At 31.1% G+C, this 15,375-nt stretch carries 12 protein-coding genes; 9 read left to right on the top strand and 3 right to left on the bottom strand.

What is annotated here, in order from left to right:
* Positions 1-49: 49 nt before the first annotated feature.
* The 3 genes from FVF61_RS00185 (at position 50) to FVF61_RS00175 (ending at position 3,047) form a co-directional block, all read left to right on the top strand.
* Positions 50-412, top strand: a complete 363-nt coding sequence (locus FVF61_RS00185) for a four helix bundle protein (RefSeq protein WP_148452026.1) — start codon at positions 50-52, stop codon at positions 410-412.
* A 41-nt stretch (positions 413-453) separates the two neighbouring features.
* Complete coding sequence (locus FVF61_RS00180) at positions 454-1,200, top strand: succinate dehydrogenase/fumarate reductase iron-sulfur subunit (protein WP_148452024.1); 747 nt, start codon at positions 454-456, stop codon at positions 1,198-1,200.
* A 77-nt stretch (positions 1,201-1,277) separates the two neighbouring features.
* Positions 1,278-3,047, top strand: coding sequence for a MutS-related protein (locus tag FVF61_RS00175; RefSeq protein WP_148452022.1), 1,770 nt, complete (start codon positions 1,278-1,280; stop codon positions 3,045-3,047).
* A 59-nt stretch (positions 3,048-3,106) separates the two neighbouring features.
* Here FVF61_RS00175 and FVF61_RS00170 read toward each other — a convergent pair whose 3' ends face one another.
* Positions 3,107-5,194 carry a S46 family peptidase gene (locus FVF61_RS00170; protein ID WP_148452020.1) on the bottom strand — a complete coding sequence of 696 codons (2,088 nt, stop codon included), beginning with the start codon at positions 5,192-5,194 and terminating at the stop codon, positions 3,107-3,109.
* Positions 5,195-5,290: 96 nt separating this feature from the next.
* Here FVF61_RS00170 and FVF61_RS00165 point away from each other — a divergent pair, with 96 nt between their 5' ends.
* The 4 genes from FVF61_RS00165 to FVF61_RS00150 all read left to right on the top strand — a co-directional run bounded on the left by FVF61_RS00165 (position 5,291) and on the right by FVF61_RS00150 (position 10,363).
* The gene (locus FVF61_RS00165) at positions 5,291-6,433 is read left to right on the top strand and encodes a methionine aminotransferase (protein ID WP_148452018.1); all 1,143 of its coding nucleotides are present in this window, start codon (positions 5,291-5,293) and stop codon (positions 6,431-6,433) included.
* 710 nt (positions 6,434-7,143) lie between these two features.
* Entirely contained in the window at positions 7,144-7,722 is a 579-nt protein-coding gene (locus FVF61_RS00160) for an outer membrane beta-barrel protein (RefSeq protein ID WP_148452016.1), read from the top strand.
* A gap of 116 nt (positions 7,723-7,838) precedes the next feature.
* The gene (locus tag FVF61_RS00155; protein WP_148452014.1) at positions 7,839-9,422 is read left to right on the top strand and encodes a T9SS type A sorting domain-containing protein; all 1,584 of its coding nucleotides are present in this window, start codon (positions 7,839-7,841) and stop codon (positions 9,420-9,422) included.
* 161 nt (positions 9,423-9,583) lie between these two features.
* Positions 9,584-10,363, top strand: coding sequence for an amidohydrolase (locus tag FVF61_RS00150; protein ID WP_148452012.1), 780 nt, complete (start codon positions 9,584-9,586; stop codon positions 10,361-10,363).
* Here FVF61_RS00150 and FVF61_RS00145 read toward each other — a convergent pair.
* Both FVF61_RS00145 and FVF61_RS00140 read right to left on the bottom strand, forming a co-directional pair.
* Entirely contained in the window at positions 10,355-11,962 is a 1,608-nt protein-coding gene (locus FVF61_RS00145; protein ID WP_199757236.1) for an Ig-like domain-containing protein, read from the bottom strand. The genes FVF61_RS00150 and FVF61_RS00145 overlap by 9 nt on opposite strands.
* A gap of 56 nt (positions 11,963-12,018) precedes the next feature.
* Positions 12,019-12,696, bottom strand: coding sequence for a ComF family protein (locus tag FVF61_RS00140; protein ID WP_148452010.1), 678 nt, complete (start codon positions 12,694-12,696; stop codon positions 12,019-12,021).
* 159 nt (positions 12,697-12,855) lie between these two features.
* On the opposite strand from FVF61_RS00140, the gene FVF61_RS00135 reads away from it, so the two are divergent.
* Both FVF61_RS00135 and FVF61_RS00130 read left to right on the top strand, forming a co-directional pair.
* A complete protein-coding gene (locus FVF61_RS00135; RefSeq protein ID WP_148452008.1) occupies positions 12,856-13,740 on the top strand; it encodes a coiled-coil domain-containing protein in 885 nt (294 codons plus the stop codon).
* A 62-nt stretch (positions 13,741-13,802) separates the two neighbouring features.
* The gene (locus tag FVF61_RS00130) at positions 13,803-15,344 is read left to right on the top strand and encodes a glycine--tRNA ligase (RefSeq protein ID WP_148452006.1); all 1,542 of its coding nucleotides are present in this window, start codon (positions 13,803-13,805) and stop codon (positions 15,342-15,344) included.
* Positions 15,345-15,375: the final 31 nt, after the last annotated feature.

Genomic DNA, 15,375 nt, shown 5'->3' with positions numbered 1-15,375 from the left:
AGGAATTAGCGAAGAGGAATTAGCGAAGAGGAATTAGCGAAAAGGATTAGTGACTAGTATAAAATCATACAAAGAGTTATTAGTTTGGCAAAAAGCCATGGCACTTGTAACGCTAATTTATAATCTCACTAAAACATTTCCTGAAGATGAAAAGTTTGGATTAACTAGTCAAATGAGAAAATGTTCTGTATCTATTCCTTCAAATATTGCTGAAGGTTGGGGAAGATTATCACGAAAAAATTATATACAATTTTTAAGAATCTCAAGAGGTTCTTTATATGAATTGGAAACACAAATATTAATAACAAAGCAGTTAAACTATATAAATGATAGCGAAAAAGTAGAAAGCTTAATAATAGAGATTAGCAAAATGTTAAACTCATTAATAAGAAAACTTGAAGAAAAAGAGTAATACTCTTAGCTTTTCGCTAATCACTAAATACTAAAATAGTTATGAATTTAACGTTAAAAATTTGGCGTCAAAAAAACGCTAACGATAAAGGAGGTTTAGTAGATTACAAAGTTACTGACGTTTCTCCAGATATGTCTTTCCTTGAAATGTTAGACGTATTAAACGAAGACTTAATTAATAAAGATGAAGAACCAGTAGCTTTCGATCACGATTGTCGTGAAGGAATCTGTGGCATGTGTTCTCTTTATATTAATGGTGAAGCTCATGGTCCAGATAGAGGGATCACTACTTGTCAGTTACACATGCGCATGTTTAAAGATGGAGATACTATTTATATAGAACCATTTAGAGCAGCAGCTTTTCCAGTAATTAAGGATTTAGTTGTTGATAGAACATCATTCGACAGAATCCAACATGCAGGAGGTTTTATATCGGTAAACACCTCTGGAAACACTATAGATGCGAATGCCATTCCAATTAATAAACATGATGCTGATACAGCTTTCGATTCTGCTACATGTATTGGATGTGGAGCTTGTGTAGCGAGTTGTAAAAACTCTTCTGCTATGTTATTTGTTTCAGCTAAAGTATCTCAGTTTGCATTATTGCCTCAAGGAAAAATTGAAGCTACAGACCGTGTGTTAAACATGGTGAAGCAAATGGACGAAGAAGGTTTTGGTAACTGTACCAATACTGGAGCTTGCGAAGTGGAATGTCCAAAAGGAATTTCACTAGAAAACATTGCTCGAATGAATAGAGAGTATTTAAAAGCCAGTTTAAAAGGATAGTTATTTCCTATCTCATATAAGTTAAAATCCCAAGCTAAGTCTTGGGATTTTTGTTTCTTTACAGTTCAATTTTTGTTATGAATAATCCGAATACATTTTATAAAAATCAGTTAGAAAAACATCAGCAAGATTTAAAGAAATTTAGCAAAAAATTAATAGGAATGAGCAGCTTAAGACTGCTTGTGTTTTTAATTACAGTTCCAGGAATATATCTCACATTCAATATGTGGCAAGTAGCTCTTGGAATAGGAATTATTGGAATTTCCCTATTTATTTTCCTGCTTTCAAAATACACAGATGTTAAGCGTTTAAGAGATGTAAGTAAAGCCTTAGTTACTATAAATGAAGATGAACTTAAAATTGCTTCTGGAGATTTTCATCATAGAGATACAGGAGAGAAATTTCTAGATCCACTTCATTTTTACAGTTTGGATATTGATTTATTTGGAAGAGGTTCTTTCTTTCAATTTATAAATAGAACAGCCATAAATGAAGGTGCAGAAACTTTAGCCAAAGCTTTAACTGCAAATACTATTGACAAAATAGAATTAAAGCAAAATGGTATTAAAGAATTATCTGAAAAACCAGAATGGCGACAACAGTTTTCAGCATTTGCTACTTTAATTAAAGCAGAAACCACAGCTTTAAAGATTATTGAATGGTTAAATAGTCACGAATTATTTCTGCCAAAAATAATGGCATGGTTACCAAGAGTTTTTTCATTAGCATCCATAGTTGTAGTAGCACTTGGTATGTTTAAATTAATCGATTTAGGTTTTGTAGGGTATTGGTTATTATTAGGTTTAATTGTTACTGGATTGTATTTAAAAAAGATTAATGTTCTAGCAAGTAATACAGACAAAGTAAGAGACACCTTTAGACAATATGCATTGCTTCTTAACCAAATTGAAAATGAAAGTTTTTCTTCGGAATTACTTAAAAATAAACAAGCTTACATACAGCAGGAACACAAAAAAGCATCAGAGATTTTTTCTCAATTTTCTAAACATTTAGACGCGCTAGATAATAGGAATAATTTGATATCTGCCATTTTTGGAAATGGGTTTTTCTTAACCGATTTAAAAAATGCTTACAAGATAGAGCAGTGGATTAATAAATATAAATTAACTGTAGCACATTGGTTTGAAGTGGTTGCATTTTTTGATGCTTATAACACGTTAGGAAATTATGGTTTTAATCATCCAGAATATGTATTTCCAGAAATAGTTGAAAATAAAACTATAATTGAAGCAGTAGATTTAGGACATCCATTATTAGATAAAAATAAAAGAGTTGATAGCAATTTAGATATTCATAATCAGGAATTCTTTATTGTAACTGGAGCTAATATGGCTGGAAAAAGTACGTTTCTAAGAACCGTTTCCTTACATATTGTTATGGCAAATACAGGACTGCCAGTTTGTGCTAAATCCAGTAAATATAGTCCTGTTAAGTTAATTACAAGCATGCGAACTAGCGATTCTTTAACTGATGATAGCTCTTATTTCTTTTCAGAATTAACACGTCTTAAGTTTATTGTTGATGAAATTGCTAAAGAACCTTATTTTATCATTTTAGATGAAATTTTAAAAGGCACAAATTCTACAGATAAAGCAATTGGCTCACGTAAGTTTGTTGAAAAATTGGTAGCTGGAAATGCGACTGGAATTATTGCGACTCACGATTTAAGTTTGTGTGAAATATCTAAAGAATTACCAGAAGTAAAAAACCATTTTTTCGATGCTCAAATTGTTAACGATGAGCTGTTTTTCGATTACAAGTTTAAAGATGGAATTTGTCAGAATATGAATGCCAGTTTTTTGTTGAAAAAGATGGAGATAATATAAAAAAGACCTTTCAGGAATTTATCATCTGAAAGGTCTAAATATTTTTATTTTGTTGAAATTTATTTCTTTGGATGAACTAATTTCATTTCATCAATTAAGCGAGTAGCTCCAGCATATTTATCTACAATAAATAGCACATAGCGCATATCGACCATGATGTTTCTACAAATTTCTGGATCATAATTCATGTCACTCATGGTTCCTTCCCAAACTCTGTCAAAATTCAAGCCAACTAAATTCCCATGAGCATCTATGGCTGGACTTCCAGAGTTTCCACCTGTCGTGTGGTTAGTTCCTAAAAAGCAAACAGGAACTTTTCCGTTAGTATCAGCATATGGTCCGTAATCTTTAGCTTCATACAAATCAATTAGTCTTTGTGGTACATCAAATTCATAATCACCTGGAACATATTTTTCAATAACACCATCTAGATAACTAACAGGTTCATAATAAACAGCATCTCTAGGCGAATAACCTCTAACTTGACCATATGTAACACGAAGAGTACTATTTGCATCTGGAAAATATCTAGCATCTGGTAAGGCAACCATAAGTGCTGTCATATATTCTGTTTGCAAGGCAGTTATAATTTCATTTTTCATTTCAAACTCTGGATTAATAACATTATAAAAATTATCAATCATTGGTTTTGCATACGTATAGGCAGCATCGTTGTTTAATTTTTTTAGAACTTCTTCCGGAGTGCCATCAAATAGCTTTAATGCAGAATCTAAATTTACAAAGGCAGTTTTATCGTATATAGTTGCATCTACATTATCAGTATAAAAAGGCATCACATTAACAAAAACACCTTTATCTACTTTTGCGTTATAATTTTTATGAACACCTGTTAATATAGCATCCATCGATACTTTTTCTTTATCGAAAGATTCCGGGTTTTTAGTAACAGCTTGTTCGAACTGATATGCTCTAAATGTCATATTCATTAATTCATTAGTCACTAAAAAGATTTCAATAAAGTTTCTTCGTTTTATATTAATGTCTGCAAATTTTTCATATAAAACATCAAATTGAGGAAGGATATTTCCATATTTATCTTCTAATTCTTTTTCTTTTAAAGCTTTTGTAAAAGTGGCTTCAAAGGCACGTCTTTGTTCAACAGCATTACTTTTTTCAATCCCTAAATTTTCGCCAATCCATTTTTTCCAGGCATTAGCTATTCTCGCTTGTTTTGAAGCATACTTAATTCTAATATCATCACTTGCTTTCATGTTTTTATCGATTACTTCTAAAGCAGCTTCACGAATGGCAATATTGCTTGGGTTGTATGCTTTAGTAATATGTTCTATGGCAACAGCAGGTAAATATTCATCAGTTGTTCCAGGGAAACCAAAAACCATAGTAAAATCTCCTTCTTCAACACCATCTAAAGACACAGGTAAAAAATGTTTAGGTTTGTATGGTACATTGTCTTTACTGTATTCTGCTGGACGATTATCTTTATCTGCGTAAATTCTAAACATGGAGAAATCTCCAGTATGTCTCGGGAAAACCCAGTTATCTGTGTCAGATCCAAATTTCCCAATACTCGATGGAGGAGCTCCAACTAAACGAATGTCGTTAAAGCGTTCTGTAACAAATAAAAAGTACTGATTGCCTTTATAAAAAGATTTGATTTTAGTGCTTTGCCAAGCCTCTTTTTTAACTTCAGCTTCAATTCCATTACTGTTTTTAGAGATTGTCGATTGTTTCTCCTTTTCAGTCATTTCTTCTGTAACACCATTTAAAACTTGGGTGGTTACATCTTCAATCCTAACTATAAATTCTATAAATAAGCCTGGATTTGGAAGTTCTTCTTCTAAACTCATGGCCCAAAAACCATCTTTTAAATAATCGTTTTCTAAAGATGAATGAGATTGAATCTGACTAAATCCACAATGATGATTAGTAAGCACCAAGCCTTTTGGAGAAATAACTTCACTGGTACAACCACCATTAAAATGGCCAATAGCATCTTTTAAACTGGAGTTATTTACATCGTAAATATCCTTGGCTGTAAGCTTGCTTCCAAGATCTGTCATTTCTTGCTCGTTCATGCCTTCTAAAAGCGAAGGAATCCACATGCCACCTTGTTGGGCAGACACTTGAAACGTGATAAAAAGTAATAGAATTTTAATGAATTTCATAATGAGATAATTTAGTAAGTTCCAAAGATAAAGAACCAAGATATAAAAGATGTTAAAATGAATTAAATTTATCGGTCTAACATGTATCTTTAGAGTATGAAGCACCTTTCTAAACTCCCAAATATTGAAACCACCATTTTTACGGTTATGAGTGGTTTGGCGAATAAACATGAAGCCATTAATTTATCGCAAGGGTTTCCAAATTTTAAAAGTGATCAGAAATTGATTGATTTAGTTTCGAAAGCTATGAATTCTGGCTACAATCAATATGCGTTGATGCCAGGAAATATGGAATTGCGTGAAGCCATTGCTAAAAAGTTCGATTTGCTTTACGGAAGCTCTTACCATCCAGAATCTGAAATTACTATTACTGCTGGAGCAACCCAAGCTATTTATGATGTTATAACTGCTTTTGTCAGAGCGGATGATGAAGTCATTATTTTTAAACCAGCTTACGATTGCTATGAACCTTCTATTCAAATTAATGGTGGAAAACCGGTTTCTATTCAGTTAAAAGCTCCAAATTATCAGGTGGATTGGGAGGAGATGAAGCAAAAAATATCGTCCAAAACTAAAATGATCATCATCAACACACCACATAATCCAAGTGGCACTATTTTTAGTGAAGCAGATATGCTAAAACTTCAAGAGATCACCAAAAACACGAATATAATTGTGCTGAGTGATGAGGTTTATGAGCATATTGTTTTTGATGGCGAGAAACACCAAAGTGCCTGCTTGTTTCCAGATTTAAAATCACGAAGTTTTATAACAGCTTCCTTTGGAAAAACTTTTCATAATACAGGTTGGAAAACAGGTTATTGTTGTGCGCCAAAAGAGTTGATGGAAGAGTTTAGGAAAATCCATCAGTTTAATGTGTTTAGCGTGAACCATCCGGTTCAAAAAGGATTGGCAGATTATATGCAAGATCCAAATACTTATTTAGGATTATCAGAATTTTTTCAGGAAAAACGCGACTTGTTTTTAAGCTTGATTATAGACTCCAGATTCAAATTCAAACCCTCTCAAGGCACGTATTTTCAAGTGTTGGATTATTCAAAAATCACTCAAGAATACGATGTGGATTATGCCAAACGTTTAACAATTGAAAATGGTTTGGCTTCCATTCCGCTTTCAGTTTTTAATGATAATCAATTAGATAATAAAGTGCTACGTTTTTGTTTTGCGAAAACGGATGATACTTTAAAGAAAGCAGGTGATATATTAAATGAGATATAGTTTTTTTTGCCACGAATGCACGAATAATTATGTATTGGATGCTCAAAAAAAACAGAAAATTCTATGGATAAATAAGAATGTTTTTTTACAAAGAATTTAAAGAAAAACATTCGTGTATTCGTGGCAAATTTTTTTTAATAACATGTAATGAAGCAACTTTAAGTTTCCTTTGTTCAGAACAGAAATTAGCAAGACATTTCTCCAACACGATTTATCCAAGTTTATACATTATAATACTAATTACTCTACCAAAAAACTAGTAAATTATTAATATAAAATGGCTCAAAATCTAACGCTTTTATTAAAAAGTACGGTTTTCCCGTAACCATTTTTGGGCTTTTCGATGAACTGCACAAATCTATTTAAAAAACTTGCTTTAATAGTTTTTTTTTTTTTTTATGTTTGATTTGTCTTACAGAAAACTCTTAAAAGTAAAGCCATTAAGAGTTGCCTAAAAGACAAGTTGTACAACACAGCTAGCGCTAGTTTTTTTCCTTATTGACGGCTTCACTAAAAAAATAGGCTTTACTTTTTTTAGTATTCCAAAGGCTTTACAGCTTTGGCTTTACAACAACTTTTGGCTTTAACCAGTTTGGTGCAAATTGGTCAATTTTTTAATTGACTTGTATTTGTAATGACTTGTTATGCTTAAAATTAATAAAACAAGACAAAACAAATAACACGAAACAAAAATTTTAAAATTATTAATCATGAAAACATTAACATTATTTTTCTTTATTCTATTCGCTCTTACTTTAACCTCAAATGCCCAAATAACAAAGGGGAATTGGCTTGTTGGTGGTAATCTAACCTATGGAATCCAAGAAGGAGAAAGTAATAGCAATGGAAATAAATCAACTTCAAAAGGTTCTGCTTTAAATTTAAATGCCGATTTGGGCTATTTCGTAATTAATAAATTAACGGTTGGTTTGACACCCTATTTTGGTTTTGGGAATCCAGAAGGATCAAATAACAGTAGTATTGGCTTTGGAATTGGTCCTTTTGCTCGATATTACTTCCTTAAACCTGAAAAAACTATAAATATATTTTCTCAATTGGAATATTACTATGGGAATAGTTATAGTAATGGAAAGAAAGAAAGTGAAAGTAATGGTTACTCTATAAAAAATGGAGTAGCAATATTTTTAAACAACAGCATCGCTTTTGAAGTGTCATTGAATTATAATGTTTCTAAAAACAATTATGTGTCTGGATATGATTCCAAATTTAAAGATTTTAATATAGGTGTAGGTTTTCAAATACATTTAGAAAAAACAACTAATCAATAAACATTTTTATATAAAATAAACTACTTAAGAAAAAGAGAAAGTCGCTACATGAATATAGCGACTCCTCCAGTTAAAATAATTACCGTCAAAATAATTAATTAAAACTTTACAAAAATATGAAAACATTTTACACTTTCATCTTTTTAACATTCTTATGTTTAAAAGGATATAGTCAAATAACAAATACCATCGATCTTGTACATGTAAATAGTCAAACTAATGTAACTAATTGTAATCTTATAGATTTTGGTACAACTGTAAACAATAGTTTAATGTTCTATTTTACATTGACTAAACCTCAAGCTCAAGCCATCGGAGATGGATTCTTAAAAATTAAGCTTAAAGAATATCCTTCATCGATTGGAATTGAAAGAGGGAGTTTATATATTACTTCTTCATTTTGGAGTGATACAGAATATGTCCATACGATAGGAACTAATATCTCAGCAACCGAAGTTCAAGTTAGTGGCAGTTCCATATATTTAGAATATACACAAGCGTCAAGTCCAAACACTAAATATGAGAGTTGTCATTATCCTATTGGTAAAACTCAAGTTCCAACTTTTACATTAAGTCCTTCGGGTACTGTTTATATGGCATGTGGTTCTACTAACCCGGTAAACTTTACGGTAGATAATGTCTATGATTCACAAGGAAGCTTAGAATACCATTGGTCCATAGGCGCTGGTTGGTTAGATGAAAATGGAAATTCAACACCAGCTACACTTACTACAACTAGCAATAATATAACTTTAACACCAATTGCAAGTCCTCCTGGGAGTGTAAGTGTGGTTCCAGAACTTGACAATACTTCTTATCCTCCACGAACAGCTATTTTTGGATTAGTAGCTTATAATCCAACTAATCAAATAACTGGAAATAGTTCTTTATGTTCCACAGCAAATTATACGGTAAATAATTTACCAAGTGGTGTTTCTGTTTCTTCGTGGAGTGTTTCAGATAGTAGTATTGCTAGCATTTCAACAAATGGAAATCAAGCGATTTTAACAGCTACAGGAAATGGAACTGTTTCAATTACAGCCAACTTAACCAATGTTTGTGGGCAAACAAAACCAATTGTAAAGAATAATATATATGTTGGTGCTCCAGACTTTTCTCCTTATCCTGCTATTAGTGGTGATAACAGCCCTCTTACAGGTGAATATTTATGGTATTCTGTTGATGCAGCAAATGGAGCGAATAGTTACGATTGGTATTTTGATATGGGAAATGGAGTAACCGGAACACATGTTGGTGGTTGGGAAATATTACAATATGGTTATCAAAACAGATCCATATTTGTTAAGGTTGGTAATCCTGGTACAACTGTACTTGTATGTCGCGCCAATAATAATTGTGGAAATCGATTAAAATATAAATATGTAGCTGTAAGAAGTGTAAACTCTCCTTGTGAAGGTGAATTTAAGTTTAGTTCAAACCCTATGAAAAAGGGAGATCGAGATAACAATGTTATATATCCACCAATCGATCCATGTGATTTTGACCCTTTGAATAAAACGGCAACAAAGAATAAAACAATAAAAACCGTTGAAATTTTTAATTCTTATGGAGAGAGCGTGTATTTAAAATCTCAAACTGATGATAAATTCAATGTCAGTGAATTAAAAAAAGGCTTGTATATAGTAAAGAGCCAAATGCCAGATGGAAAAACACTAACTAAAAAACTTATTATTCAATAATTTTAATTTAAAAATCCATAAGTGACAAAGTTTTTTTGCCACTAATACACGAATAATTATGTACTGAATACTAAATAAGTATATAAAAACATTCGTGTATTCGTGGCTAAATTTTTAAAGTCCGAGTTAATATTCCCATTAAAAATCCGTACTTTTAATAGATGCAAAACGAATTAAAAATAGCACTCATCCAGACAGAATTGTTTTGGGAAAACCCAGAGCAAAACAGAATTCATTTCACTAAAAAAATAGAAGAAATTTCAAAATCTGTAGATCTTATTGTGCTTCCAGAAATGTTTACTACGGGATTTACCATGAATCCTAAAAAAGTTGCTGAAACCATGTTTGGGGAAACCGTTGTTTGGATGCAAAATTTAGCTTTGTTAGAACAAACGGCTATCATGGGAAGTATGGTTATTTCAGAAGATGGTAAATTTTATAACCGCATGTTATTTGTTCATCCAAATGGTATTATAGAAACCTACGATAAGAAGCACACCTTTACACTTGCTGGTGAAGACAAGGTTTATACTGCTGGACAAAGCAAACTCTTGGTTACTTACAAAGGTTGGAAAATCTGTCCGTTGATTTGTTACGATTTACGTTTTCCAGTTTGGGCTAGAAACGTGGAAGATTATGATGTTTTGATTTATGTTGCCAATTGGCCAAAAGTTAGAATAACTGCTTGGGATGCCCTTCTAAAAGCAAGAGCTATTGAAAATATGAGTTATTGTGTTGGTGTGAATCGGGTTGGATTGGATGATAATGGTCATGAATATTCTGGACATTCGGCAGTATATGATGTTCTTGGACACAAACTAGATAACATTCCAGAGAATCTGGAAGCAACAGAAGTTATCACGCTAAGTAAATCCCATATAAAAACATATAGAGAAAAGCTCAACTTTTTAAGCGATAAAGACGCTTTTAAATTAGAGTAAAGTAAAATCTATTGTATAGTCAAAATTAGAACGCACTTCTACTATTTCTGGATAATAACTTATTTGTTCAGGTTGTTGTTGTTTAAGAAAATTTCCAGAATCGAATTTTTTGTTTTTATTAGTATCATGTATCACTCTTAAATAATACTTGCTAGGTGTAATATGTTTAAAATCTATGGGTTCATTTTTCCAAACAAACTGTTCAACTTTCACATTGCCTTTTTCATCTGTTAATTGAACAATAACTGGATATTTTGCATTTTGTAATTGTACTCTAACATTACCATAGTCTGCATACGATTTAGTACTAATACTATAAATTAATGTATCGTTTTTATTATCGAAAAAATCTGTAATTGCTTTTGGTAATATTTGAATGTTGTATCTATTATTTTCAGTTTTATCAAATATTAATGAATAGTTGTTTGATAATGAATCATATTTTGTTTTGAAATCTACTTTTAAAGAATCTTTGTCAAAAATTTTAATTTTTTCATTACTTCTTCTTACAAAAGGAATGTTTGCAGTTATAATAAAATCTTCTTCAAAATTTATGCTTCCAGTAGGAGCGACTTTAACAATTAAAGAATCTCTTGGCTGTTCGCTAATCCTAACTTTAAAGTTTTCAGAATAATTATTATTAGTTACTTGAAAAAGTAAAGAATCTGTGTCTTTGAATCGAGGTTTATACCAATAATAAAGCGAATCAGTTTTTGCGTCTTTAGTAACACTATATGAAAAGTCATCTGGAATTTCAGAGGTAATATTAATCTTCATATTCTCGTAATCACCTTCAAAACCAAAAGCAATTTTTTCACCAGATATAAGTCTCGGATTTACAATTTTAGTATCAGCTACCTCCTTAAATAATTTAATGGTATATAGCGTGTCTTTAGGTACAGTTATGGGTTGATCTAAATATCCTATTTTGTCACTTCGCTGTTGGTATTTACTATCTTGATTTTCGTCTTTTAAAGCTATAAGTTTATATTTTCCAGCTTTAATATTATCTATAGAAAAAGTAGTTGTACTATCTAAAGTGTTGGTTATATATTTTGGTTTTTTCTTATAAATAGTAGAGTCTGTATAAGTAGAATCTATTTCATAAAGCATTACAGAAACATAATCGTCTGGCTTAAGTAAAGTAGCATCAATAATGTTTCCTTTTACAGAAAGAGAGTCTATATATTCTCCAGTAGAAAAAACAAACCTATAATAAGGATATGGATTGCCTTCGCTATTATCTACTATACTATTCCCAAAATTAAATGCATATGTAGTATTGGCTTCAAGTGTGTCTTTTATTTTAATAGTAATAGATTTACTAGCACTTCCAAGAGGTAATATTTCTGGAGCAGGATCCATTGGAGGCGAAATTATTAACTGTTTTTGAATGTTATTCAGCTTGACAAATTCATCGAAAGTTATTTTTATCTCTTTTCCAGAAAAATTAGTTGAAAAATTCTCAGGTTCCGATTTAATAATTTTTGGAGGAATAAGATCTTTATCTCCACCACTTGGTCTACCACGATTGGCGCAATTAGCTAAAAACAAACAAATAATAAAAAGATATATGGAATTGTAAAAAGCTTTACTCATTTTCATTTTTAAATTTGTACAAAGAAACAATATAATTCTCATTAACGAAACTAACATTATGCTATTGCCATACAAGCCACACTTACTTTAACATTATTTGCCTTATGTAACACAGCAATACAAGCTTCCATAGTTGCTCCAGTAGTTATAATATCATCTACTAATAAAATATGTTTATTGCTTATTTTTTCATTGTATTGAATGGTGAAAAATTCTTCGTTATTGGACCATCTGCTAAATCTATTTTTATTCACTTGAGACGACACATTAGAAACTTTAATTAACACATTATCTATATATTCAATTTCTAATTGTTTGGCAATTTCTTCAGCAAATTTAGCAACCTGATTATACCCTCTTTTTTTTAACTTCTTTTTATGTAAAGGTACAGGAATAACAGCATCTATATTTTTATAATCGTCAACTGTTTTTAATTCTAGGCCAAGCCATTTGCCTAAAAACACACCAACATCTTCTTGACCTTTATATTTTAATTGATGCATAAGTTGCTGAGTAATTCCCTTTTTTTCAAAACGCAGCAAAGCAGTTGCATGTTCTACTTTTGATCGTCCATAAAAAGTTTTTAAAACAGTTAGATCTGACTCCAAATGATAATTTGTAACAGGTAAATTATGCCTACAATTAGTACAGACATAAAGTTCGTTATCGCTTAAATGCAAATGACAAGCAAAACAGACTTTTGGAAAGAATAAATCAAGAATAGATTGAAACATTTAAATTGTATTTGTATTAAAGATATTACAAACAAATGAACTTAGAAACAGGTTTTTAACTAACATATTAGAACTTTAACAATTTTTTTACCACTTTATCGATTAAAATAAAAAAACACATTCTTAATTTATAGATTCGTGAGGTAAATAAAAATTAAGATGATAGTTAACCCTCAATTATTTAACTACAGATTAATTATTGGTACATTGGTAATAGCAATTGTTGTACTAGGGTCTTATAGCTTTTCAAATTATAACTCTCTTAAAAGTCATCAAAATTTTATTGAGCAAGAAACCATACTTGTTCAAAATGAATTGGATGAAATGATTAAGAGTTATGATGAATTAAAAATAGACAACAATACCATTGAATTAGAATTAAAAAATACTAGAGCTGAATTACAAAAGGCTTTAGTAACTTTAACGATTTCTAAACCAGATGTATCTTTAATTTCTAAGTACAAAAGTCAAATAGCAATTCTAAAAAAGGAGAGATCAAAATTACTTTCTCAAGTAGAATTTATTCAGAAACAAAATATGTCATTACACCAAGAAATTACTACTATTTCTGAAGAATTTGATGCCCAAAAAAATCATTTAATTACTCTTGAAGATGAAAATAAGAATCTTTCTCAAGCTATAAATAAAATGGTTTCTCTCTCAGCTGTAAATGTAAGTGCTATGGCACTAAATAATTTAAATACGACAATAGACGTAAAAACAAATACTATTAAAAACTTAGATAATATCGAAGTTTGTTTAACACTTATAAGTAATCAATTTACGCCTATTGGGAATAAAAATATTTATGTTCAAATTCTAGATCCAGATAATCATTTGGTAATAGAAAGAGGTCATGTTAATTTTAAAGAGTCATCTTTAAGTTATAGTGGAATGACCGTTGTAAATAATAATTATAGCAACATAGATGTGTGTACAAAGATAAATGTAGTTGCTAAAAACACTATGAAAGAAGGTATATATAATGTTATTGTTTTTCAAGATAATGTACCTATCGGAAATACACAATTAGAACTTAATTAACTAACCAATATATTTTTGTAAAAACCGTTCCATTAGTTGGAACGGTTTTTTATTTTTGCAGCATGGCAAACGACGATCAATTTAAGAAAGTAATCTCTCACGCTAAAGAGTATGGTTACGTATTTCAGAGTAGTGAAATCTACGATGGACTTAGTGCAGTTTACGATTATGCTCAAAATGGAGCAGAACTAAAGAAAAACATACGCGACTATTGGTGGAAAGCCATGGTGCAGATGAACGAACATATTGTTGGGATAGATGCTGCCATTTTCATGCATCCAACTACTTGGAAAGCATCAGGACACGTAGATGCGTTTAACGATCCATTAATTGACAATAAAGATTCTAAAAAACGCTATAGAGCAGATGTTTTAATTGAAGACTATTGTGCTAAAATTGAAGGGAAAATAGATAAAGAAGTTGCTAAAGCTGAAAAACGATTTGGTGACGCTTTTAATAAAGAAGAATTTGTTTCTACAAATCCTCGTGTTTTAGGATATCTGGAAAAAATTAATGAGATTCTTTCCAGAATGGGAAAATCTTTAGAAGCTGAAGATTTAGCAGATGTTAAAGCTCTTATTGAAGAACTGGAAATTGCCGATCCACTTACTGGTTCTAGAAACTGGACAGATGTCAAGCAGTTTAACTTGATGTTTGGAACCAAACTTGGCGCAAGTGCAGAACATGCTATGGATTTATACTTACGTCCAGAAACAGCTCAAGGTATATTTGTTAATTTTCTAAACGTTCAGAAAACAGGACGTATGAAAATTCCTTTCGGAATTGCTCAAACAGGAAAAGCCTTTAGAAATGAAATTGTTGCAAGACAGTTTATCTTTAGAATGCGTGAGTTTGAACAAATGGAAATGCAATTCTTTATCAAACCAGGAACTCAAAAAGAGTGGTTTGATTACTGGAAAGAAACCAGAATGAAATGGCATAATTCTCTTGGTTTAGGTGAAGAAAATTATCGTTTTCACGACCATGATAAATTAGCGCATTATGCAGATGCTGCAACAGATATTGAGTTTAAATTCCCTTTTGGATTTAAAGAATTGGAAGGAATTCATTCCAGAACCGATTTCGATTTAAAACAGCACGAAGAATTTTCAGGAAAGAAACTTCAATATTTCGACCATGAAGACAATGCAAGTTATACACCTTATGTTTTAGAAACTTCTATTGGTTTGGACAGAATGTTCTTGGCAGTATTTTCAAATGCTTTGGTTGAAGAAGCATTAGATAATAATACCACAAGAACCGTATTAAAATTACCTGCAGTTTTAGCTCCAGTAAAAGCAGCTATTTTGCCATTGGTTAAAAAAGATGGCTTACCAGATATTGCAAAACAGATATTAGAAGATTTAAAATGGGATTTTAATGTGGATTACGATGAAAAAGATGCTGTAGGAAGACGTTACAGACGTCAAGATGCCAATGGAACACCATTTTGTATTACTGTAGATCACGACACTTTAGAAGATAATACGGTAACCATACGTCATAGAGATACTATGGAGCAAAAACGTGTGAAGATTACAGATTTAAAAGATATTATTAAAGCTGAGGTTGATGTGAAACATTGGCTTCAAAAAATGAAATAATAAATGTCATTCCGAATGTCACACTGAGCAA

The organism is Xanthomarina maritima, from assembly GCF_008084905.1.
GTDB lineage: Bacteria > Bacteroidota > Bacteroidia > Flavobacteriales > Flavobacteriaceae > Xanthomarina > Xanthomarina maritima.
Note: the sequence above shows the minus strand (reverse complement) of the source record. Positions and strands in the feature narration are given on the sequence as shown.